The sequence below is a fragment of the Phaeobacter sp. QD34_24 genome (genome assembly GCF_028890115.1).
Lineage (GTDB): Bacteria > Pseudomonadota > Alphaproteobacteria > Rhodobacterales > Rhodobacteraceae > Phycobacter.
Genome location: NZ_JARCJD010000013.1, coordinates 23,605 through 44,499, shown reverse-complemented (window position 1 = coordinate 44,499; position 20,895 = coordinate 23,605). Strand labels below are relative to the sequence as shown.

General features: G+C 61.8%; 16 protein-coding genes and 1 tRNA gene. 9 read left to right on the top strand and 8 right to left on the bottom strand.

Going from position 1 to position 20,895, the window contains the following annotated elements; all coding sequences use genetic code 11:
* Positions 1-46: 46 nt before the first annotated feature.
* The 4 genes from PXK07_RS11875 to PXK07_RS11860 all read right to left on the bottom strand — a co-directional run bounded on the left by PXK07_RS11875 (position 47) and on the right by PXK07_RS11860 (position 5,834).
* Positions 47-2,146 (bottom strand): TonB-dependent siderophore receptor, encoded by a 2,100-nt coding sequence (locus PXK07_RS11875; RefSeq protein ID WP_274848514.1) that lies wholly within the window; start codon positions 2,144-2,146, stop codon positions 47-49.
* A 237-nt stretch (positions 2,147-2,383) separates the two neighbouring features.
* Positions 2,384-3,577 (bottom strand): 50S ribosomal protein L11 methyltransferase, encoded by a 1,194-nt coding sequence (locus tag PXK07_RS11870; RefSeq protein ID WP_274848513.1) that lies wholly within the window; start codon positions 3,575-3,577, stop codon positions 2,384-2,386.
* Positions 3,578-3,950: 373 nt separating this feature from the next.
* Positions 3,951-4,037, bottom strand: a tRNA-Leu gene (locus PXK07_RS11865).
* Between the two features lie 171 nt (positions 4,038-4,208).
* Positions 4,209-5,834 carry a peptidoglycan-binding domain-containing protein gene (locus PXK07_RS11860; protein ID WP_274848512.1) on the bottom strand — a complete coding sequence of 542 codons (1,626 nt, stop codon included), beginning with the start codon at positions 5,832-5,834 and terminating at the stop codon, positions 4,209-4,211.
* Between the two features lie 134 nt (positions 5,835-5,968).
* Between PXK07_RS11860 and lipB the strand changes: the two genes are divergently transcribed.
* Positions 5,969-6,640: a lipoyl(octanoyl) transferase LipB gene (gene lipB / locus PXK07_RS11855; protein WP_274848511.1), complete on the top strand. Its 672-nt coding sequence runs from the start codon at positions 5,969-5,971 to the stop codon at positions 6,638-6,640.
* Here lipB and PXK07_RS11850 read toward each other — a convergent pair.
* Positions 6,601-8,391, bottom strand: coding sequence for an alpha/beta hydrolase (locus tag PXK07_RS11850; protein ID WP_274848509.1), 1,791 nt, complete (start codon positions 8,389-8,391; stop codon positions 6,601-6,603). The two genes, lipB and PXK07_RS11850, sit on opposite strands and share 40 nt — an antisense overlap.
* 325 nt (positions 8,392-8,716) lie before the next feature.
* The gene (locus PXK07_RS11845) at positions 8,717-9,139 is read right to left on the bottom strand and encodes an HIT family protein (protein ID WP_274848508.1); all 423 of its coding nucleotides are present in this window, start codon (positions 9,137-9,139) and stop codon (positions 8,717-8,719) included.
* A 255-nt stretch (positions 9,140-9,394) separates the two neighbouring features.
* Between PXK07_RS11845 and ctaD the strand changes: the two genes are divergently transcribed.
* The 4 genes from ctaD (at position 9,395) to PXK07_RS11825 (ending at position 14,955) form a co-directional block, all read left to right on the top strand.
* Positions 9,395-11,098 (top strand): cytochrome c oxidase subunit I, encoded by a 1,704-nt coding sequence (gene ctaD, locus PXK07_RS11840; RefSeq protein ID WP_274848507.1) that lies wholly within the window; start codon positions 9,395-9,397, stop codon positions 11,096-11,098.
* Positions 11,099-11,305: 207 nt separating this feature from the next.
* Positions 11,306-13,360, top strand: coding sequence for a choice-of-anchor I family protein (locus tag PXK07_RS11835; RefSeq protein WP_274848506.1), 2,055 nt, complete (start codon positions 11,306-11,308; stop codon positions 13,358-13,360).
* A gap of 145 nt (positions 13,361-13,505) precedes the next feature.
* On the top strand, positions 13,506-14,000 hold the full coding sequence (locus PXK07_RS11830) for a DUF2244 domain-containing protein (RefSeq protein WP_274848505.1): 495 nt from the start codon (positions 13,506-13,508) through the stop codon (positions 13,998-14,000).
* A 208-nt stretch (positions 14,001-14,208) separates the two neighbouring features.
* The gene (locus tag PXK07_RS11825) at positions 14,209-14,955 is read left to right on the top strand and encodes a prephenate dehydrogenase (RefSeq protein WP_274848503.1); all 747 of its coding nucleotides are present in this window, start codon (positions 14,209-14,211) and stop codon (positions 14,953-14,955) included.
* 76 nt (positions 14,956-15,031) lie between these two features.
* Here the strand turns inward: PXK07_RS11825 and PXK07_RS11820 are convergent, their stop codons facing one another.
* Positions 15,032-15,505: a GatB/YqeY domain-containing protein gene (locus PXK07_RS11820; protein WP_274848502.1), complete on the bottom strand. Its 474-nt coding sequence runs from the start codon at positions 15,503-15,505 to the stop codon at positions 15,032-15,034.
* A gap of 183 nt (positions 15,506-15,688) precedes the next feature.
* On the opposite strand from PXK07_RS11820, the gene carA reads away from it, so the two are divergent.
* Both carA and PXK07_RS11810 read left to right on the top strand, forming a co-directional pair.
* Positions 15,689-16,852, top strand: coding sequence for a glutamine-hydrolyzing carbamoyl-phosphate synthase small subunit (gene carA / locus PXK07_RS11815; RefSeq protein WP_274848501.1), 1,164 nt, complete (start codon positions 15,689-15,691; stop codon positions 16,850-16,852).
* A 98-nt stretch (positions 16,853-16,950) separates the two neighbouring features.
* The gene (locus PXK07_RS11810; RefSeq protein ID WP_274848500.1) at positions 16,951-18,996 is read left to right on the top strand and encodes a glycosyltransferase; all 2,046 of its coding nucleotides are present in this window, start codon (positions 16,951-16,953) and stop codon (positions 18,994-18,996) included.
* A gap of 25 nt (positions 18,997-19,021) precedes the next feature.
* Here PXK07_RS11810 and PXK07_RS11805 read toward each other — a convergent pair whose 3' ends face one another.
* On the bottom strand, positions 19,022-19,672 hold the full coding sequence (locus PXK07_RS11805; protein ID WP_274848499.1) for a GntR family transcriptional regulator: 651 nt from the start codon (positions 19,670-19,672) through the stop codon (positions 19,022-19,024).
* Between the two features lie 157 nt (positions 19,673-19,829).
* Between PXK07_RS11805 and PXK07_RS11800 the strand changes: the two genes are divergently transcribed.
* Together PXK07_RS11800 and PXK07_RS11795 are read left to right on the top strand one after the other, a co-directional pair.
* Positions 19,830-20,474, top strand: a complete 645-nt coding sequence (locus PXK07_RS11800; RefSeq protein ID WP_274848497.1) for a pyrimidine 5'-nucleotidase — start codon at positions 19,830-19,832, stop codon at positions 20,472-20,474.
* A gap of 119 nt (positions 20,475-20,593) precedes the next feature.
* Positions 20,594-20,842 carry a hypothetical protein gene (locus PXK07_RS11795; protein WP_274848496.1) on the top strand — a complete coding sequence of 83 codons (249 nt, stop codon included), beginning with the start codon at positions 20,594-20,596 and terminating at the stop codon, positions 20,840-20,842.
* Positions 20,843-20,895: the final 53 nt, after the last annotated feature.

Here is a 20,895-nt window from a genome sequence, read left to right as displayed (position 1 = left end):
TGAGACCTCAACCTCTTGGCGAAGTTGAGGGCAGATACCGTATCACTCAGAAGCGATAGGAGATGTTGAAGGTGCCCGTACGACCGTCGGAGCGGTAGCAGTAGCCCGCGCTGCAGGTCTGGTCGGTGTTGTCAAAGGCGTTCCTTACATTCATCTGCAGGCTCAGGCCGTCAAAGCCGACCTGCCCCAGGTCATAGGAGACGGCCAGATCTGTGTAGGTTTGCGCATCGTTTCGGAAGGTGTTCTGATCGTCCCCCCAGCTTTTGCCGACATAGCGCACGCCGGCACCGAAGCCCCAGCCCTTGAGCGGGCCGGATTTGGGTTCGTAAAAGCCCCAGATCGCCGCCGTATGCTCCGGCGTTGCCGACAGCTGCTTGCCAATGGTGCCCGCTGCCCCGCGTTCGATCTCCATATCGACATAGGTATATGAGCTCGTCAGCCGCAGATCGTTGGCAAAGTTGAACTGGCTCTCGACCTCGACCCCGCGCGAGCGCAGATCGTAGGGAACCTGCACCTGATAGAGCCCCCCAAAGACCGCCGGATCCACCGTCTGGAACACCACGCCGTCCTTTTGCCGAATATCAAACAGCGATGTGGTGATCAGGCTTTCGGTGCCAGGTAACTGGTACTTCAGGCCGATTTCCTTCTGGAAGGCCACGGTGGGATCCGCCGCGCGGCTGCTGGCCGGGTTGGTCGGATCGTCATAGACAAGCCCCGTGGTCGGCACGAAGCTGCTGGAGAGATTGCCATAGACCGACAGGTCGGCATTGACCGCATAGCTCAGGCCGATCCGGCCAGAGAAGCTGTCATGCGATGTATCGCTGCCCAGCCGTGCGGCGTCAAAGGTGGTGATGTCGACCCAATCGTAGCGGCCGCTCAGGAAGGTGGTCCAGCGTCCGCTGATCAGCTGATCGTGCAGGAACACGCCATATTGGTCGATCTCCTGCCCGCCGGAATAGGGCTGCGCCGCCGCATCCACTGCCGCAGCAGAGACATAGCCGACACCCCCGTAGAAGGCATCATAGGAGGATTTGCCGAAATCGACGCCTGCCACCAGAGTATGGTCGACGGTGCCAGTGGCGAAATTCGCCTCCAGCGTGGCATCCATCATCAGGTTCTCGGCGTCCTCAAGATAGTGCCCCCAGTAGCGGCCAAAGCCTGCACCCGAGGCATAGATGCCGCTGAATTCAAGATCGGCATCCACCTTTGAATATCGCAGATTGTGCCGCAGGGTGATGGCGCCGGTGAGTTCGTGCTCGACCTCGTACCCGATGCGCCACTGGTCGTTGACAAAGTCGTTATACTCCGGATCGCCAACGTAGGTTTCCGAGGCCACCCCATAGGATGAGTTGTAATAGGACGCGGTGCCGCCGCGTTTGGAGGACGAGTATTCACCGAGGAAGGTGATTTTGGTGCGGTCGGTCAGCTGATAGGTGAATGCCGGTGCGAGCATGGCAAGATCGTCGCTATAGCCGGGCAGCGGGGTATCGGCGTCCCGCGCCACCCCTGTCAGGCGATAGCTGAGGCGCCCATCGCCCACCGGTCCGGTGAAGTCAAACGCCAGTTCCTTGTGGTTGTCGGTACCAAATGTCAGCTGCAGCTCGTTGAAGGCCTCGTCCTTGGGACGCTTGGAGACCACGTTGACAATACCGCCTGCGCCGCTGACGCCATACAGGGAGGAGGACGCCCCCTTGAGCAGCGACACTGCCTCGAAACTGTAGGGGTGGTTCTGATACCATGCCGAGGGTCCGTTCACCTGACGCAGATCGTCCCGGAACAAGCCATTGTAATAAGATGCAAAACCGCGCAGGTAGATCGCATCGTAGCGGCTGTCATAACCGAAATTGTTGACGCTGGCGCCGGATGTGTAGCTCAAGGCCTCCAACAGGGTACGAGGCTGCTGATCCTCGATCTGGTCCTGACCGACCGTGCTGATCGCCTGCGGGATATCGCGGATCGCCGTATCAACGCGGGTCGTCTGACGACCGCTTTCGGCGACATATCCGTTTTGCACCAGGGTTTCGTCGCTTTCCGATTCAAGGATCAGCGTGCCGAGATCGACGGCATCAATGTTCTGGGCATGGGCTGCCGACAGGGCTGCAACAGAGGTGAGCCCTGCAAGCAGGGCGAGGCGAGAAACGTGCATTTGGGTCTCCGGGTGTTAGCCCCGGCTACCCATCGTTGGCTCAGGCATTGTCTTGTGGTTCGCGGTATCCGAGTTCTTTTGTCGGATTTCGAATCTGCCGTTAAGGCCGAGTTACAGTCTCGCTTAAGGTGTGTTGCAAAAATACACCGCCTCACTCACCCAGGCGAGAGATCACGCCTTTGTGTAGCCTGCAGCCCGGTACCGGTTCGCGCGCCCGGGCTGCAAGCAAGGGGGGCCTTACATGCCGACCGCGTCGGCACCGCGCCAGGCGGGTTGTGCGATTGCCGCCGGATGCCCGTTGCCCTGCAGGTGCGCGCGGGCCTGCTGTGCGCGCTCCATCCAGACGGCAGCCAGATCGGCATCCTCCTGTGAGGACGGCAGATCATGCACCGAAAGGCTCAGCTGCGAGGAGTCATGCTGGGCAGTTACCCGCATGAAGTCGCCAGCCCTGGCGATCATCGGACTGTCCAGCAAGAAGGCCGTACGCCCCCAATGCCCCTCCGACGTCAGGTCATTGGTCACCCGAATGCCTGCGGCCAGCTCCATCTCAAAGCTGACAAAGACCGCATGAACGGTACCGGCAGCGGTACAGAACAGATCTTCGGTGGCCCGCGCCGGGTTGAGGTTCGGCCGGGTGAAGTCAAACTGGAACAGCTCTGTCGTTGGCCCCAGCGGTTTCATCCCGCAGGCGGCAAAATCGTTGGGGGTGATCTGCGCGATCCGCGCGAAGTGGTGAAACGCGCTCAGATCAAAGCCCTCGGCCTGTTGCGGGCGCCAGAGATCAACCAGCTTGTCGCTTTCCACCAGTTGCGCCATCAGCGTTCCGCGCTCGGGCACGGCGCGGGCGTCCGGCTTGGCCAGTGCGGCCATGGCATGGGTGAGCGTTGCCAGCGCGCCCTCGCCCAGGAGAACCGTATCGACGATTTCGGAAATCACCACATCCGCCGGTTCGGGAATATCCACGCCCACCACCACATCATGCGACCATTTCGGGATCACCGTGATCCGGTCGCTGAGACCATTGTCCGCAATCACCCGGGTCGCGGCCTCGGCGATCATCGGTTGCTGTTCGCAGGTATAGACGTGTTTGGCCCCGGCCCGCGCCGCCAGCATCGCCGTCAAACCCGCTCCGCAGCCGATATCCAGCACCACATCGCCGGGCTTCACTTTCGCTGCGATCGCCTTGGCATAGGCCTGATTGCGCGCCGTGTCCGCCAGCATCGGGAAATGCCAACGCGGGACAAACATCTGATGCAACCGGTCCTGCAACACCTGTGCTTCGTGATTGTGAGGATCAATTGCAAGCGCCTGCGTCAGAATCTGCGCTGTGCGCAGCCCGCCATCGGTCAAGGGTGCGGTTTTTGCCAGCTCCAGAAGTGTTCCTGCATCTTGCACATCTTCGAGGCTGCCCTGCTGCGAGGCCTCAGACATCTGATTTTCAAGCAATTCTTGTTTTTCCCTTATTTGAAGAAAATGCCACTCTTCTCCATATTCACCCTGTCCGGATAAGATTTGGTAAAGGCACAAGCAGAGCGCCGACATGCCCACTCAGCGGGCACTCCGCAGGAACAAGGCGGTCTGCCTGTGTCAGATCCCCGACCCGATCTCCGTGTCCTTTGGCGGACCGGCAATGGGGCACGAAGACGGGCGCCACCGGTTACACTCCACCACCCTGTCGCGCCGGGCATAGCCCTACAGGGGGATGGCAGAACTGCCGATCACCGGCCTGCGAAAAGGCCTGATCTACGAATAAGTCGTGGTATTTCGGGGGCTTTCGGGGGGGGGATTGCCAAAGGCAAGATGATGGTGCGGTCGAGAAGACTCGAACTTCCACGGGAGTTACCCCACAGCGACCTCAACGCTGCGCGTCTACCAATTCCGCCACGACCGCACTGTCTAGGCTTGGTGTAGGGGCGTATAGACGAGCCGCGAATGGATGTGAAGAGGCAAAATGCCCATTTTCGAGCCTTGCCTCTTCGGAAATTCGTCACACGGCGGACAGCGTCAAAACAGCGGCATAGCCAGCCCGGTCAAACCCGGGGAATACCGCTGTTTTTCGCCATCAATCCGTCGAAAAGCTGGGCAGGGACAATGCCGTCCCCGAGGCCGGAACCGGCTGCGCCGCGCCCGCTGCACCCAGTTGCGCGGAGGCTGCCTTGATCAGGGCCGCACGTTCCGGCTGGCCGGGCGAAAAGGCCGCTTCGGCACCGTTCTCCAAGGCTGAAATCGCCACTGCGTACCAGTCCTGCGCGGCAGAAACGGTCTTGGGCGCCCCAAAGCCCTGGGACAGGTGGTGCCCGATCAGCTCTGCGTAGGGCCGCTTGCCGATGGCGGCCATGATCAGGGCCGATCCCATTGCAATATCCAGCTTGTCGCGACGGTAGCCCGAGAACATGCAGACGGTCGCCGTATTGGCCAGTTGGTCCAGCGACATATTTGTCTGAAGCACGAACTTCTGCACATCCGCCAGCACCGCCTGACTGCTATCCGTGCCAAGACGCCCCAGGAAGGGCTGAATTGCGGGGCCGAATCCGTCGCATTGGCCATCGACCTGCGCCGGGGTCACATTGGCCAGTGTCGCCACCACGGCCTCCCCGGCATTCATGGCATAGGAGCGCGCAATGCAGAATTGCTCTCCCAGGGCCAGCTCCGGGTCGGTCATGGTGGACACCGTCATATAGCCACCATTCGAGTTGGTGAGCAGGCTGACCTTGCTGCAATGGCTGGCAAGCGAAGCCGTGGGCGCAGCCGGTTGCGGCGCGCTGAAGGTCGGGATCGCCGCCGCGATCTGCCCACCTGCCGAGGCCATGACGGTCCCGCCCTGCTGCGCTCCGGCCGGAGGCGCCACCGGGGTCACGGGGGCAACGGGGGTCGGGGCGGTCGCCGCGGCCTGAACCGGTTCATTATGTCTGCAAACGCCCTGATGGCAGGAGAAGCTGGCCGGTGTCACGCCGCGGGCCATGAAATCGTTGCGCTGATAGCCCTGCGGGGTGGAGGCAAAGACCATCACCGAACAATGGGAGGCGCCACACCAGAAGGAGCTGCCCGACACCGAGGTGTCGATCACATAGTCGTTCTTGCCGTCCCCGTTGAGATCGGCCAGTTGCATGAAGCCCGAGCGCTGCAACAGCTGCTCTGCACTCGGCTCGGCAGAGGCGGCGATTTCATCCACCGCGTCGCTGACCTCGATCGGCAGCCCCGGATAGCCGCCGCTGCCCGCACTGCGCACACCGGCGGCTTCGTCACGCCAAGTGTGCAACAGCCCCCGCACGCCGTTGGGGCCCTGCATGGCCTTGATGACCTGCGGCCCGCCCACCTGCGCACGATTGTAGGAGGACACCAGGAAGTCCCGCTCATATGTGGTCAGCTGCCCGGTTGCCGGAAAGCCCATGTGGACCTGATAGTTCGCAATCGCCGCACGGGACTTGCGCCCCATGACACCATCCGGTGTGCCGGCAGGAAAACCGAAGTAATTCAGCGCCGCCTGCGTCTCGCGATTCTGGCTGCGGGCAACAGAATACCCCGAACCGGTGCTGCGCTTCTTGTTCCTGTTCACCTCATTGATGATCGCACCACCGACGATTCCGCCCAGCAGGGCGGCGCCCAGGTTGTCTGCGGCACTCGGGCCGGCGGCACTGGTCAGCAACAGGGAGGCCACAAGGGCGGGCTTAATCGTATTTCGTACCATTGAAACGGGTCCTCTATTGAAACAAAAAAAGAATCATTGCAGGTAGGGTAACCCGGATCCGGCGTTTCAAGGCAGAAAAATCACCGCTGTATTGGAACTGCATTTTCGCAAACTTCGACAAAGGCTTGGATGCAATGGTTGAATGGATCACCTCGGACGGTCTGGTGGACTACGACACCGCCACGGCGTTCATGGAAACCCGTGCGGCCTCGATCGCGGCGGGCACGGCCGAAGAATGCATCTGGCTGCTGGAGCATCCGCCGCTATATACGGCTGGCACTTCGGCAAAGCCCGAAGACCTGACCGATCCGGACCGGTTTCCGGTCTACCCCTCCAAACGGGGCGGCCAATACACCTACCACGGCCCCGGTCAACGCGTGGTCTATGTGATGCTGGATGTGGGAAAGCGCGGCCATGATGTGCGCCGCTTCGTGCAACAGCTGGAGGACTGGGTGATCCGCGCCCTGGCCGAGTTCAACCTGACCGGCCACATCCGCTGCGGCCGGGTCGGCGTCTGGATCGAGCGCCCGGAGAAACCCCGGACCGCCAGCGGCGGCCTCGCCGAGGACAAGATCGCTGCCATCGGTATCCGCTTGCGCAAATGGGTCAGCTTCCACGGCATCTCGATCAACGTGGAACCGGATCTGGAGCACTTCGGCGGCATCGTGCCCTGCGGCATCACCGACTATGGCGTCACCAGCCTTGTCGATATGGGGCTGCCGGTCACGATGGCGGATGTGGACCTGGCACTGCGGCGCAGCTTTGATCAGGTCTTTGGCCCGTTGGCCGCCCCCGAGGACGCCTGAGACTTGGTGCCTCTTCGGCTCTGCGCGATGTCGCTGAGCGCCGCCAGGATCAGTTCAGGCCTTGTATAGAGCAGGGTTCCGTCGGCGCCTTCGCACAGGCGGTATTGGACATCTTGCCCGCTATGGGTGGCGCCGCCCCGTGCCCCGGATTGAACGGCTGGATCCTGGCTGCCGTAGAGATAGACCAAAGGACCGCCCCCTGCCCGCCCCGTCACCAGCGGTCGCCAGTCGCGCAGGACCAGGTCGATATCGGCAATGAAGCCAGCACCTCCCTGTTGCATCGCAAAATCATGGCTGTGACGCAGCAGCGGCGCGAGGTTCATGTTTGCAACCCGCTCGGCCTCAAGACTGCCCGGAGTGGACTGCCTTGAGATCAACACCTCGACCCCTGCCTTGCGGACGCTGCGCGACCAGCCCCGCATCAACAACGGCAACAGCGGACGCGCACAGACCGAACAAATGGCAAAGACCTTCTGGTAGCCCCGCAGGGTGGCAAAGTCCCTGATTGTTTTCAGAGGGCCGGACGCAGGCACCGCGACGATCCCGGCAATACGATCCCGCCAGCGCACGGCAACCGCCTGGGCAAAGACCATCCCGCCCCGATGCGCCAGGAGGATCGGCCGCTGCAGGTTTTCCTGCTGCAGCAGGGCGTCGAACTGTTCGCAGAACACCTCAAGATGCCGACGCCGGGGCGGCACCGGACCGGAGGCGCCATATCCGTTTCGCAGCGGAACATAGACCTTGAATCCCAATTGCCGGAGTTGCGGCTGCAACCGCAGGATACCCGCCACGCAATCCAGCAGCCCGTGAATGAAAATCACCGGTTGGCCGGTGTCTGCACCAAGACGGATATATTGCATCCGCCCGCCATCGCAGCAGGACAGGGAGCCCGACGGAGGCAGTTTGCTGCCGTCGGCGATCGCCAGATCCGAGGCGTGTTCCTTCAGCAGGAAGGCCGCAAGCCGAACCAGCTCTGCCCCTCCCGGCGCGCCTGCCTTGGCAATGACCTGCGCCAGGGTATCCCTTGGCAAATCCGCAAGCGGCACCCCCCGCAGGAGATCGCCAAGAACCTTGATCTGCCCCCCGTCCAACCCGAATCCATTGCGCAGGAACTCCAGGGTCTGCGGGATCAAGGGGGCTTCCAATGCCTCGATCATCGCCACAGCCGACTCCGAGGTGATCGCTCCGGCGCTGACAGGCCGACACAGGAGGCAGAGATCGGGACGCGCAGTTTTCAGAACAAGAAAGTCATCATGGGAAAGCTCTCCCGCGGCGAGGCGCCTGGAGAACTCCGCCCATGCCCTGCGTTCCGGCAGGGTTTCCACCTCGAATGCCTGCAAGACGTCATGCGGCAGGAAGCCGATCTGCTGTCGCGCGCGACGAGAACAGCGCAACGCGCGTCCATCGCAGGTGGCGATCACCCAGGTCCCGCCGCCGTCTGCATAGATATAGGCCGGATCCGGGCGGTTTTTCCGGATCCATTGATCGCGCAGCAGCTCATTGGCACGGGCGAAATGGGATGCGAACTCAGGTGCAACCGCCGCCGGTTTTGCCAGTTCCGGTTTTGCCGCCCCCGATTTCACCAGTGCCGGACTGCCGGTGTCGGGCGAGGCTTTAAGGCGGGTTTCGCTTTGCGAGAATCGGTCGAAAAGCTGCGGGCTTACAACGGTTTCATAGATTGCATCGATGATCTGCTCCTTGGAGGGCACATACGAGCGAGACGCCGTATTCGGACACCCTTCAAATCCCATGACCCATCCCCATCACGACACAGGCATCGAAGTGCCCAATACCTTTCCACAATCCCCAAGACCGGTCACGGCGGCGGCCACGCGAAGGGACCTGCCGACACCGACCCAATAAAACCAGAAACGGCACGGGCGCAGAAATGGCGCCCATCACCCCCGGCAAGCCCAACAGTCGCCGTGACCGGAGGCGGCAGCGCACAATCCAAGGCTGCAATGGTCGCCAGCGGTCGCAACAAGGCTGCGTGAATGATTTACAAATTTAGTCTCAAAATTCAACTAAATTCAAAGATCGCTACGGGCAGCGTTTTACTTTAGCAACAATTCCGGCTCAGCCTGGAATTGCATCGCGGATCTTCTTGGCGTGGCCTTGAAGGACCTCCATATCCCCCATCTTGCCCGGCGGGCGCAGGCGATCCCCTTCCTTGCGGGGCAGAACATGGAAATGCAGATGGAAGACTTCCTGGCCACCGGCCGCCTCGTTGAACTGCTGGATCGTCACACCGTCGGCGCCAAAGGCGGCCATCACCGCATGGCCCATCTTCTGGACGGTCGCCATCACCGCGGCAAGCTGCGCCGGGCTGGCATCCAGCACATTGCGGCAGGGGGTTTTCGGGATCACCAGCAAATGGCCATCCGCGCGCGGCATGATGTCCATGAAGGCCAGCGTCTCAGCGTCTTCATAGACCGGCATCGAGGGGATCTCACCGCGCAGGATTTTGGCAAAGATGTTTTCCGGATCGTAGGCGGGCATGGGGGCGTCTCCGTGTTTGGCTCCTATCCGGTTGTGCTTGGCGTCCGGGCCAAGGTCAAGCACCACCAAAGCCCTCGGGAAGGCAGGCCTTAGGAAGAGAGCCGTGAAATGTCACCCCCCGCGACAATTATTCTTGATCCAGATCAAACTCCGCCATTGAAGGCCCCCGCAGGGCAATCTAAAACCACTGATGAGTCTTAGGCCGCCCGGACACATTTCCTGTGGCCTTTCGTTATGCAACAGGAGGCACCTTAAATGGCAGACGCAGCCATTCATGGTCACGGCCATGAGGACGAGCGGGGGTTCTTTACCCGCTGGTTCATGAGCACGAACCATAAGGATATCGGCATTCTCTACCTGATCGTTTCGGCGCTTGCAGGTTTCATTTCCGTCGCGTTCACCGTATTCATGCGGATGGAGCTGATGGACCCCGGCGTTCAGTACATGTGCATGGAGCACCTGGACAAAGGCTTCATCAGCGGGTTCCTGAGCTCGATGGCGGCATCGGTTCCGGGTGAATGTACCCCGAACGGTCACCTCTGGAACGTGATGATCACCGCCCACGGCATCCTGATGATGTTCTTCGTGGTGATTCCGGCACTGTTCGGCGGTTTCGGCAACTACTTCATGCCGCTGCAGATCGGCGCGCCGGACATGGCGTTCCCGCGGATGAACAACCTCAGCTTCTGGCTCTATGTGGCCGGTACCTCGCTGGCGGTTGCCTCGGTGCTGGCACCGGGCGGCAACGACCAGATGGGCTCGGGCGTGGGCTGGGTTCTCTACCCGCCGCTGTCCACCAATGAGGGCGGCTTCTCGATGGACCTGGCGATCTTCGCCGTCCACGTCTCGGGTGCCTCGTCGATCCTCGGCGCGATCAACATGATCACCACCTTCCTGAACATGCGTGCCCCCGGCATGACCCTGTTCAAGGTGCCGCTGTTCTCCTGGTCGATCTTCGTCACCTCCTGGCTGATCCTGCTGTCCCTGCCGGTTCTGGCGGGCGCCATCACCATGCTGCTGATGGACCGCAACTTCGGCTTCACCTTCTTCGATCCCGCAGGCGGTGGTGACCCGATCCTGTATCAGCACATCCTGTGGTTCTTCGGCCACCCGGAAGTCTACATCGTGATCCTGCCCGGTTTCGGCATCATCTCTCACGTGATCGCCACCTTCGCGCGCAAGCCGGTCTTCGGCTACCTGCCGATGGTCTGGGCCATCATCGCGATCGGTGTTCTGGGCTTCGTCGTCTGGGCGCACCACATGTACACCGTCGGCATGTCGCTGAACCAGCAGGCCTACTTCATGCTGGCCACCATGGTGATCGCGGTTCCGACCGGCGTTAAGGTCTTCTCGTGGATCGCCACCATGTGGGGCGGCTCGATCGAGTTCAAGGCGCCGATGATGTTCGCCTTCGGCTTCCTGTTCCTGTTCACCGTCGGTGGTGTGACCGGTGTGGTTCTGTCCCAGGCGGCCGTGGACCGTGCCTATCACGACACCTACTATGTGGTTGCTCACTTCCACTATGTGATGAGCCTGGGCGCCGTCTTCGCGATCTTCGCCGGTATCTACTTCTACTTCGGCAAGATGACCGGTCGTCAGTACTCCGAACTGGGCGCACAGATTCACTTCTGGCTGTTCTTCATCGGTGCAAACATCACCTTCTTCCCCCAGCACTTCCTGGGTCGTCAGGGTATGCCGCGCCGTTACATCGACTATCCCGAAGGCTTTGCCTACTGGAACAAGATCTCGTCCTATGGCGCGTTCATTTCCTTCGCATCCTTCGTGTTCTTCTTCGGTGTGGTGATCTACTCGCTGCTGCGCGGCGCACGTGTCACCCAGAACAACTACTGGAACGAATATGCGGATACGCTGGAGTGGACCCTGCCCTCTCCGCCGCCCGAGCACACCTTTGAAATCCTGCCCAAGCAGGAAGACTGGGACAAATCCCACTCTCACTAAAAGGTGGTTCGCCATCACGATCAAAAAGGCCCCGGAGATACCTCTCCGGGGCCTTTCCTATTGGTTTCATGCCGCCACCGCCTGCCATGAAACCGTAGCGAAACTGTCTTTTGGGTTTTACATTCACCCCCTACCCCGCTGGCATCTCGCCCGCGCCGCCAGGTCGCGGGCAACCGGACTGATTTCGTGTTGCCGAAAGGGGAATTCATGACCACCGCAACCTATCCCAACATCAACGCCCAACTGGTGACCCGCTTTGACAGCGGCATTGGCGAAGGCGGCTCCGAAGTTGTTTCGCATCACGGCGACCGCCTTTATGTGACCAATGGCGAACAGGACCGCATCGACATCTTCGATCTTGTGGACAATGCCCTGGTCCGATCCCTCGACCTCACCGAGATCACCGGCTACGGCGGCATGAATTCCGTCAGCGTGTCCGAGGCGGGCATTGCCGTTGCGATCGAAAATGACGACGCGGATGAAAACGGCTTTGTCGTTCTCTATGATCTGGACGATCTCGACGCGGCCCCCACGGTCCATGAGGCGGGCAACCTTCCTGACATGGTCACCTTCTCGGATGATGGCGCCTATATCTTTGTCGCCAACGAAGGCGAACGGACCGAAGATGGCGATCCGGCGGGCTCGATCTCGATCATCAATGTCGCCACCGGTGACGTCGAAACCTTCGGCTTTGAGGCCTTTGATTCCCAGGTTGACGATTTGCGTGACGCAGGTGTGCGGATCTTCCCCGATACCCTGCCCTCCACCGATTTCGAACCCGAATACATAGCCCAGGGCGCGGACGGGAACCTCTACGTGACCCTTCAGGAAGCCAACGCGGTTGCCGTCTTCAGCCTTGAGACCATGTCCTGGAGTGAAATCCTGCCACTCGGCACCTCGGACCATTCCGTTGACGGGTTTGGCCTGGATGCATCTGACGAGGACAACGCCATCAACATCCAGACCTGGACCGTCCAGGGCCTGCGCATGCCCGATGCGATTGCCACGGCGGAAATCGGCGGCCAGACCTATTTCCTGACCGCCAATGAAGGCGACGACCGCGGCGATTTCGACGAGGGCGGCGAAGCGGCCCGCGTCGGCGATATCCTTGATGGCGAGGTGGATGGGGTTTCGATCGACGCCTCCGTGGACACCGACGGGCTGGAGCGTCTGAATGTCTCGATCATCGATGGCGACACCGATGGCGACGGCGATATCGACGTGCTGCACTCCTACGGGTCGCGTTCCTTCACCATCTTCGATGCAGAGGGCAATGTGGTCTTCGACAGCGGCAATGAGTTCGAAACCCTGATCTCGCAGCTGCGCCCGGCCAACGCCTTTAACAACGATGACTACCCCTCCGATGAGGACGATGTGATCGATGAGAACCGTTCGGACAACAAGGGCCCCGAACCGGAAGCCATCACCGTTGGCGAAATCGACGGGCGCACCCTGGCCTTCATCGGGCTGGAACGCGACAGCGGCATCATGATCTACGATATCACCGATCCCGCCGAAGCCCGGTTCCTCGACTACATCGAAGGCCAAGGCGACGGCAATGTCTCGCCTGAGGTGATCACCTTCATCGAGGCCGCCGACAGCGAAACCGGTCGTCCGCAGATCGCGGTGTCCTATGAGATCTCGGGCACCACCGCCCTGTTCGATCTGGCGCTGGGAGCCGAAATCATCGGAACCGAGGATGACGATACGCTCGCGGGCGGCTTTGGCGATGATCTGATCCGGGGGCGCGCGGGCGATGACCAATTGAACGGGCGTGGCGGCGATGACCTGATCCGCGGCGGTGAGGGGGATGACATCCTCTCCGGCGCCCAGGGCGATGACCGGTTGCGCGGCGGCCATGGCAATGACGCGCTCTCTGGCGGTTTCGGAGCCGACAGCCTGCGCGGCGGCTTTGGCGATGACACGCTGTCCGGCGACAAGGGCGCAGACTGGATGCGCGGCGGCAGCGGCTCGGATGAGCTGACCATTGCAGGTGCGGACACCGTGTTTGGCGGCGATGACGCCGACCTCTTCGTCTTTGAAGGCGGTGACGCCGTGATCCGCGATTTTGATGCCAGAGACGACGCCGACCAGATCGACCTGTCTGCCATCGCAGGCATCAGTGATTTTGGCGACCTGACAACCGGCGGACACCTGAGCCAGCGTGGCAACAGCGTTCTGATCGACGACCTGAGTGACAACACGCTGATCCTTCGCGGCGTGGACCTGGCGGATCTGGGAGCTGACGACTTCCTGTTCTGATCGCCCGTTTGGGGTTTGACATTCAAATCGGATCGGCCCCGTTGCACCGCTGCGGGGCCTTTTCTTTGCGACAAAGCGCGCCTTGAAAACGCCCGCCTCCACCCCATAGTTCAAGGCATAGTCCGAAGCCACCGATCACACCCCCATGCCCTACAACTGGACGTCAGACACCGCTTCCCCGGACAGCACCGCCCCGCGTGAGCTGCATCTGTGGCCGTACCAGTCGCTGCCGCCCGAAGGCTATGTGAAGTTCCTCGCCGTCACCGCGGTGCTGATCGTGATCCCGCTGTTTCCCCTGCTTGGCTCCTTTGTGCTTTGGGGGATCTTGCCCTTCCTGCTGGTGGCCCTGTTCGGCATGAAATGGGCACTGGACCGCAGCCGCCGCGACCGTCAGATCCTGGAGGTGCTGACCATCGGCCCCGAAGAGGCCCGGCTGGAGCGCACAGGCCCCCGTGGCGGTCACCAAAGCTGGCACTGCAACCGCTATTGGACCACCGTGCAGCTGCATCCCCATGAAGGCCCCGTCCCGAACTACGTCACCCTGCGCGGCGGTGGGCGCGAGGTGGAGATCGGCGCCTTCCTGTCCGAGGATGAGCGCAAGGCCCTGTTTGACGATCTGCAAAGGGCGCTGCGCCCGTGACCCCGGCATGAAACCCGGTTTTGACTTTGCCTGTCACACGGGCTAAGCCGATGCCATGTGTAAAACGACGCCTCTTTTCAGCACCGTTTATTACCGCCCGTTTCCATAACGGCGGTCGCATTTCCCTTTCCTGATGTTCAACCGCCGCGATCCGGCGGTCAAAACCAGAACAGACACCCCTCCGGCATCGTGGCAAGCCGGAGTTCCCATGACCCCACCTTCGCATATTCCTTCCGTCGGTCTCTTTGGCTTTGGCGCCTTTGGCCGACTGATCGCCCGGCATCTGGCCAGCCATGTGCCACTGATCGTCTGTGATCCGGCCCTGAGCGGCGGCCCCGACCTGGCACCGCCCCTGCGCCGTGGCAGCCTGGCAGAGGCCGCGCGCTGCCCGCTGGTGATCCTCGCGGTGCCGGTGCAGGCCATGCACGCCCTCTGCCAGGAGATCCGGCCGTATCTTTCTCCCGGTGCAATCGTTGCGGATGTCGGCTCGGTCAAGCTGGAGCCCTGCCGGATCATGCGCCGCGAACTGCCGGACCATGTGGAGCTGGTCGGCACCCATCCGCTGTTCGGCCCGCAGAGCGCGGCCCGTGGCATTGCCGGGCACAAGATCGCCCTGTGCAACATTCGCGGGCGGTCCCATCTGGCCCTGGCCGCCTTCCTGCGCCGCAGCCTGGGGCTGCACGTCATCCTGACCTCGCCAGAAGATCATGACCGCGAGGCGGCGACGGTGCAGGGGTTGACCCATCTGATCGCCCGCACCCTTGCCGACATGGGGCCCTTGCCCGCCCGCATGACAACCGCCAGTTTCGATCTCCTGGTAGAAGCCGCCCAGATGGTTCAGGGCGATCCGCCGGGCGTCTTCTCGGCCATTGCAGAGGCGAACCCTTTTGCGGCCCATGTGCGCGAGGAGTTCCTGCGCCGGGCCAGCGCGCTGGTTCCACCCGCAGATCCGTAAGCCGGACACGAAAAAGCCCGCAACCTGGCGGGCCTTTTAGTCGTTCGTCGAAAACGGCTTGAAACTGACAGGGGGCTCAGCAGCCCCCCTCGGAGCACAGCTCGTCCTTGACCATGGGACCAACACGGCCGAAATCCATCTGGCCTGTGTATTTGGCTTTCAGAACCCCCATCACCTTGCCCATATCGCGGATCGAGTCGGCGCCGACCTCGCCGACGGCGGATTTGACCGCCTGGCGGATCTCTTCCTCGTCCAGCTGCTTGGGCAGGAATTCCTCGATGATGGCGATCTCCGCCAACTCGCGTTCTGCCAGATCAAGACGGCCGCCTTCCTCGTAGGCGCGCGCACTTTCGTTGCGCTGCTTGGTCATCTTGCCGAGGATTCCAAGGATATCGGCATCATCGATGCTGGCATCCTCGCCCTCGCCGCGTGCGGCGATTTCCCGGTCCTTGATGGCGGCGTTGATCAGACGAAGCGTGGCCAGCCGCGCGGCGGCCTTATCCTTCATCGCCTGTTTCAAGGCTTGATTGACCCGTGTACGCGTATCCATTTGGTATCTACCCATCCCCATGGCATCGGAATTCGGAGCTTTACCCAATTGGATTGCGCATTTCAAGCGCGGGCTCAAAACCGCCCGATCGGCCTGCATTGCCGCAGGCATGAAGGCCGCCCTTGACCCGCCATGCCCCTGCCCCTACAAGCCCTTGAATTTCACCTCATGGAGAGTCGTGTCATGGCCGATACCGCACCGTCCAAGCCAACCGCATGCCTGGCGCTTGCCGATGGAACCGTCTTTTACGGAATTGGGTTCGGCGCCACCGGACGATGCGTGGCAGAGCTGTGTTTCAACACCGCGATGACCGGCTATCAGGAGATCATGACCGATCCCTCCTATGCGGGGCAGATCGTGACCTTCACCTTCCCCCATATCGGCAATACCGGCGTCACCCCCGAGGATGACGAGACCGGCGATCCCGTCGCGGCCGGCATGGTGGTGAAATGGGATCCGACGCTGGCCTCCAACTGGCGCGCGACCGAAGAGCTGAAAGCCTGGCTCACCCGCACCGGCCGCATCGCCATCGGCGGTATCGACACCCGCCGCCTGACCCGCGCGATCCGCCAGCAGGGTGCGCCCCACGCCGCACTGGCCCATGACCCGGACGGCAATTTCGACGTGGAGGCGCTGGTCGCCTCGGCGCGCGAATGGTCCGGCCTTGAAGGTCTGGACCTGGCCAAGGACGTCACCTGCGCGCAAAGCTACCGCTGGGATGAGATGCGGTGGGCCTGGCCCGATGGTTACAGCCGTCAGGAGGCCCCCAAGCACAAAGTGGTCGCCGTCGATTATGGTGCCAAGCGCAACATCCTGCGCTGCCTAGCCAGCGCTGGCTGCGATGTGACCGTGCTGCCCGCGACCGCCACGGCCGAAGAGGTGCTGGCCCATAATCCCGATGGCGTGTTCCTCTCCAACGGTCCGGGCGACCCGGCCGCCACCGGCGCATATGCCGTGCCGATGATCAAGACGATCCTGGACACCACCGATCTGCCGATGTTCGGGATCTGCCTTGGCCACCAGATGCTGGCACTGGCGCTTGGCGGCAAGACCGTAAAGATGAACCACGGCCACCATGGCGCCAACCACCCCGTCAAGGAACATGCCACCGGCAAGGTGGAGATCACCTCGATGAACCACGGGTTCGCGGTGGATGCCCAGTCCCTGCCCGAGGGCGTGGAGGAGACTCACGTCTCGCTGTTTGACGGCTCCAACTGTGGAATCGCCGTCAAGGGCCGCCCGATCTATTCGGTGCAGCACCACCCCGAGGCCAGCCCGGGACCGCAGGACAGCTTTTACCTTTTCGAACGTTTTGCGGACGCCATGGCCGCACGAAAAGAAGCGTAAAAACACATCTTCAACAACGCCCTCCCGCCAGCGGTTAACTTTCTGTTAACCTTTGACGGGAAACGCTTACCCAAGTTGCCACCTAGGATTGTTTCAACATGGGTAAGTACACGCGGGGATTTCGCCCCCCCGTCATGCCGTCCTTTCGGCCTCTTTTGGCCCGCAAAGGCGCCGCGCAACGGCCCAGCGGGCGCACGCATCAGGACATATTCCTAGCCCGTCCGCCGCAGGGTGCCGCGGACCCGGTTTCACTTCTGCGGGCGAAGAGCAGTCATGCGCAGCCAGACACGGCGCTGCGCGCACTGACCCTGCGCCGACATGGCAAGACCCTTCCACAGGGCCCGGCGGCGCAGCCGCCCGGCAACCGTGTTTCTGGCGGCCCTGCCCTCCGCGAGGCCAGACCCACGACCGGAGATCACGGCCGGTTCCGCTATGTCGACCTCGACCAGACCACGATAGACAAGAGTTTCCTAGACCGGATGCCGCCGGGGTTCTGGCTGCGAAACGCCGTGCTGCCCCTGGCGAAACTGGGAGATGCGGTTGTCGTCGCCATGGCGGACCTCAGCAAAGCGCAGGTGATCCAGGGCTCCCTGCGAAGCCAGTTCGGCACCGTCATTCCAGTGCACGCCAGAGAAGGTCAGATTCTCGAGCTCTTGGACAGGCATCTGCAAAACGGGATGGCGCGGCACGCCAGTATCAGCGTGCCCTTCGCCCTGAGCAGCCGCTTCCTGTCCAAGACCGACCGGCATACAGGTCTTGCGATCATTGCAGGGCTGCTATTCAGCCTGACACTGGTTTTCCCGCTCACGGTATTTACCGCCTTTTGCGTCCTGAGCCTGGTGCTCCTTCTCTTGTTCACGGGCTTTCGCCTGGTGGGCATTGCAGGTTCCCTGCGACCGCAACCTGAGCCCGTTCTGCCCCGCCGGAAACAGCGGACAGACAAGGATCTGCCGCCGATTTCGGTCCTGGTGCCGCTTTACAAGGAGGCCGAAATCAGCTGCGACCTGCTGCGGCGTCTCAGGAAGCTGCGCTATCCGCACCATCTTCTGGAAGTCTTCCTGGTTCTGGAAGAAGACGACAGCGTGACCTGGGCTGCGGTACAGGCGGCAGAGCTGCCCAAGTGGATCAAGACGGTGAAAGTCCCCGAATACGGCGATCTGAAGACGAAACCGCGCGCCTTGAACTATGCCCTGAACCACTGCCGGGGCGACATCATCGGGGTCTGGGATGCCGAGGACGCCCCGGTGCCCGATCAACTCTATCGGGTGGCAGATGGCTTTGCCACGGCCACGCCCGATATCGCCTGTCTGCAGGGGGTACTGGATTACTACAACCCGCGCGCCACCTGGATCTCACGCTGCTTCACCCTGGAATACGCCAGCTGGTTCCGCATTATCCTGCAGGGCATCGCCCGCATGGGATTGGTTGTGCCGCTGGGCGGGACAACCATGTTCGTGCGCCGCGATATCCTGGAGCAGATCGGGGGCTGGGATGCGCATAACGTCACCGAGGATGCGGACCTGGGGGTGCGCCTGTGCCGGGCGGGGTATCGAACGCAAATGCTGGCCTCCACCACCTATGAGGAGGCAAATGCGCGACCCTGGCCCTGGATCAAGCAGCGCTCTCGGTGGCTCAAAGGCTTCATGGTGACCTATCTCGTCCACATGCGGTCGCCCGTGCAATTGCTCCGCGATCTGGGCTGGCGGCAATTCTGCGGCTTCCAGGTCTTCTTTCTCTGTTCCGTCGGGCAGTTTCTGCTTGCCCCGTTTCTGTGGAGTTTCTGGCTGCTAGCCCTCGGCCTGCCCCACCCCAGCGAAGGCAACGTGCCGGGCCTGTGGCTGTCGCTGGCGGCGGCCAGCCTGGTGTTCTTTGAACTCCTGAACCAGGTCACCGCCGTGGTTGCGGCCTTTATCACAGGGCGGCGATGGCTTGCGCTATGGGCGCCCTCCCTTCTGTTCTACTATCCGATGGGGGCGATTGCCGCCTATAAGGCGCTCTATGAACTGGTGGCGCGTCCCTTCTTCTGGGAGAAGACCGATCACGGCATCCATGCACCGGACCCTATCCCCACCGGGCCAACCGCCCGCACCCGGTCATCGGCAACCGACACCAGAAGTGCTCGAAATCGGCGCGAACCAACCTGACCGCCGTCAGGCGGGGCTAATTGGATCAGCTCTTGCTGCGGGCGCCTGCGTCCTGTTTCAGCCGGGTCATGAAGGCGACCGAGATGTGATCCTTCAACGCCTTGGAGGCGGCTTCGGCATCGCGCCTGCTGATCGCATCCACGATGCCCTTGTGCTCGGATTGGGCGATCCTGCCGCGCCCCTCTGCTGCCAGGGATGTCGTCGCCATCAGCGCCATCGTCCGGTGCACCAGATCCAACTGCTGCACCAGATAGCGGTTGTGCGAGGCCAGGTGGATCTGCTCGTGAAAACGCCGATTCGCTCTTGCCAGTTCGGACGGGGCATCGACGAGTTGATCGTCCGACCGCACCATTTCCTGAAGCACGCGGATTTCCTCTTCGGTGGCATGCTGCGCCGCAAGCCCCGCTGCCAGGCCTTCCAATTCCCGCCGCACCACGTAAAGCTCTGCCATCTGGTTGTGATCCAGGGAGGCGATGATCAGCGACCTGCCGTCCCGCTCCAGCAGCGATTGCGTCTCTAGCCGCTGCAACGCCTCGCGGATGGGGGTGCGCGACACGCCAAAGCGTTCGGCCAGGTCGCTTTCCACCAAGCGGTCACCGGGCTTGAAAATGCCGCTATCGATGGCTTCTAGGATCAGCGAATAGGCGTCGTTCTGGCTGCTGCGCGTCTGGCTCATGGTCTTTCCACTATGGTGCATCCGCTCTTTTCTACAGCCCGGACCCCACCGATCAAGCCTCTTGCGCGAATTGCAACGAAATCACGCACCCGAGGGCGCAGCGACTGCTCCCGCGATCGGCATTGCAAACCCGGCGGCAGGGACGTAATCCAAGGGCATGCCCAAAGCTCAGTTTTCCCATGTCCGCCATTGGGTCTTTGACCTGGACAACACGCTTTACCCGCCTTCGGCCCGGCTGTTCGATCAGATCGAGGTCAAGATGACTCATTACGTCATGGATGCGCTTGGCGTCGATCAGGCCGAAGCCGACCGGCTGCGCAAACACTACTGGCGCGAACATGGCACCACCCTGGCCGGGTTGATGCAGGAGCATGGCGTCGATCCCGATCCCTATCTGGTTGCGGTCCACGACATCTCCTTTGCCCCGCTTGAGCCCGACGCCGAACTGGCCGCCAGGATCCGGGATCTGCCGGGCAAGCGGATCGTCTACACGAATGGCAGCGCCCCCTATGCCGAGCGGGTGCTGGAAGCGCGCGGTCTGTCCGGGCTGTTCGATGGCATCTATGGGGTCGAGCACGCAGGCTACAGACCAAAACCCGAACGGCAGGCCTTTGATACGGTGTTTGCAGAGGCCGATATCAACCCCGAAATTGCAGCCATGTTCGAGGATGACCCGCGCAATCTTGCGGCCCCGCATGCCATGGGGATGCGGACGGTCCATGTGGCGCCCGATCCCCATGATCAGGACCACATTCATCATCACACCGACGATCTGTCCGCCTTTCTGGCGCGGCTTTTGTAGATCAGGGGGATCATTACAACCGCAGGCTGGACGGCGCGGCCACCTGCGACGAAATCGCGCCTGCAATAGTCAGCCATCCTTACCTAAGTCATCCGCGTAGACACTTCAGGAAACGCGACATGACTGCTTATACACTGCCCGCCCGCCTTTCTCTTTGGCAACGCCTGCTGTTTGCGATCCCGTTGTTGGGGCGCATCTGCAAAGAGGTCGCCTATGGCGCCAAGGACAACATCTATTATGCTCTTGGGACCTTCGTCAGCCTCTGGGGCTGCTCGGTGGTTCTGTTCGGCATTCCGGGGCTCTATATCCCCGCGCTGTGCCTGGTTCCGGTGATGTTCCTGCTGCTGGTGCTGATCAGCTGCGGATAGGGACCATATGCCGCTTGTCATTCCCGCATCCTGAGGCATATCTCAGGAGCAAG

What these genes read in the sequence shown, in the direction of transcription:
- PXK07_RS11875 (WP_274848514.1), bottom strand. Translation starts at nt 2,146, where the DNA reads ATGCACGTTTCTCGCCTCGCCCTGCTTGCAGGGCTCACCTCTGTTGCA.
- PXK07_RS11870 (WP_274848513.1), bottom strand. Translation starts at nt 3,577, where the DNA reads ATGTCTGAGGCCTCGCAGCAGGGCAGCCTCGAAGATGTGCAAGATGCA.
- PXK07_RS11860 (WP_274848512.1), bottom strand. Translation starts at nt 5,834, where the DNA reads ATGGTACGAAATACGATTAAGCCCGCCCTTGTGGCCTCCCTGTTGCTG.
- lipB (WP_274848511.1), top strand. Translation starts at nt 5,969, where the DNA reads ATGGTTGAATGGATCACCTCGGACGGTCTGGTGGACTACGACACCGCC.
- PXK07_RS11850 (WP_274848509.1), bottom strand. Translation starts at nt 8,391, where the DNA reads ATGGGATTTGAAGGGTGTCCGAATACGGCGTCTCGCTCGTATGTGCCC.
- PXK07_RS11845 (WP_274848508.1), bottom strand. Translation starts at nt 9,139, where the DNA reads ATGCCCGCCTACGATCCGGAAAACATCTTTGCCAAAATCCTGCGCGGT.
- ctaD (WP_274848507.1), top strand. Translation starts at nt 9,395, where the DNA reads ATGGCAGACGCAGCCATTCATGGTCACGGCCATGAGGACGAGCGGGGG.
- PXK07_RS11835 (WP_274848506.1), top strand. Translation starts at nt 11,306, where the DNA reads ATGACCACCGCAACCTATCCCAACATCAACGCCCAACTGGTGACCCGC.
- PXK07_RS11830 (WP_274848505.1), top strand. Translation starts at nt 13,506, where the DNA reads ATGCCCTACAACTGGACGTCAGACACCGCTTCCCCGGACAGCACCGCC.
- PXK07_RS11825 (WP_274848503.1), top strand. Translation starts at nt 14,209, where the DNA reads ATGACCCCACCTTCGCATATTCCTTCCGTCGGTCTCTTTGGCTTTGGC.
- PXK07_RS11820 (WP_274848502.1), bottom strand. Translation starts at nt 15,505, where the DNA reads ATGGATACGCGTACACGGGTCAATCAAGCCTTGAAACAGGCGATGAAG.
- carA (WP_274848501.1), top strand. Translation starts at nt 15,689, where the DNA reads ATGGCCGATACCGCACCGTCCAAGCCAACCGCATGCCTGGCGCTTGCC.
- PXK07_RS11810 (WP_274848500.1), top strand. Translation starts at nt 16,951, where the DNA reads ATGGGTAAGTACACGCGGGGATTTCGCCCCCCCGTCATGCCGTCCTTT.
- PXK07_RS11805 (WP_274848499.1), bottom strand. Translation starts at nt 19,672, where the DNA reads ATGAGCCAGACGCGCAGCAGCCAGAACGACGCCTATTCGCTGATCCTA.
- PXK07_RS11800 (WP_274848497.1), top strand. Translation starts at nt 19,830, where the DNA reads ATGCCCAAAGCTCAGTTTTCCCATGTCCGCCATTGGGTCTTTGACCTG.
- PXK07_RS11795 (WP_274848496.1), top strand. Translation starts at nt 20,594, where the DNA reads ATGACTGCTTATACACTGCCCGCCCGCCTTTCTCTTTGGCAACGCCTG.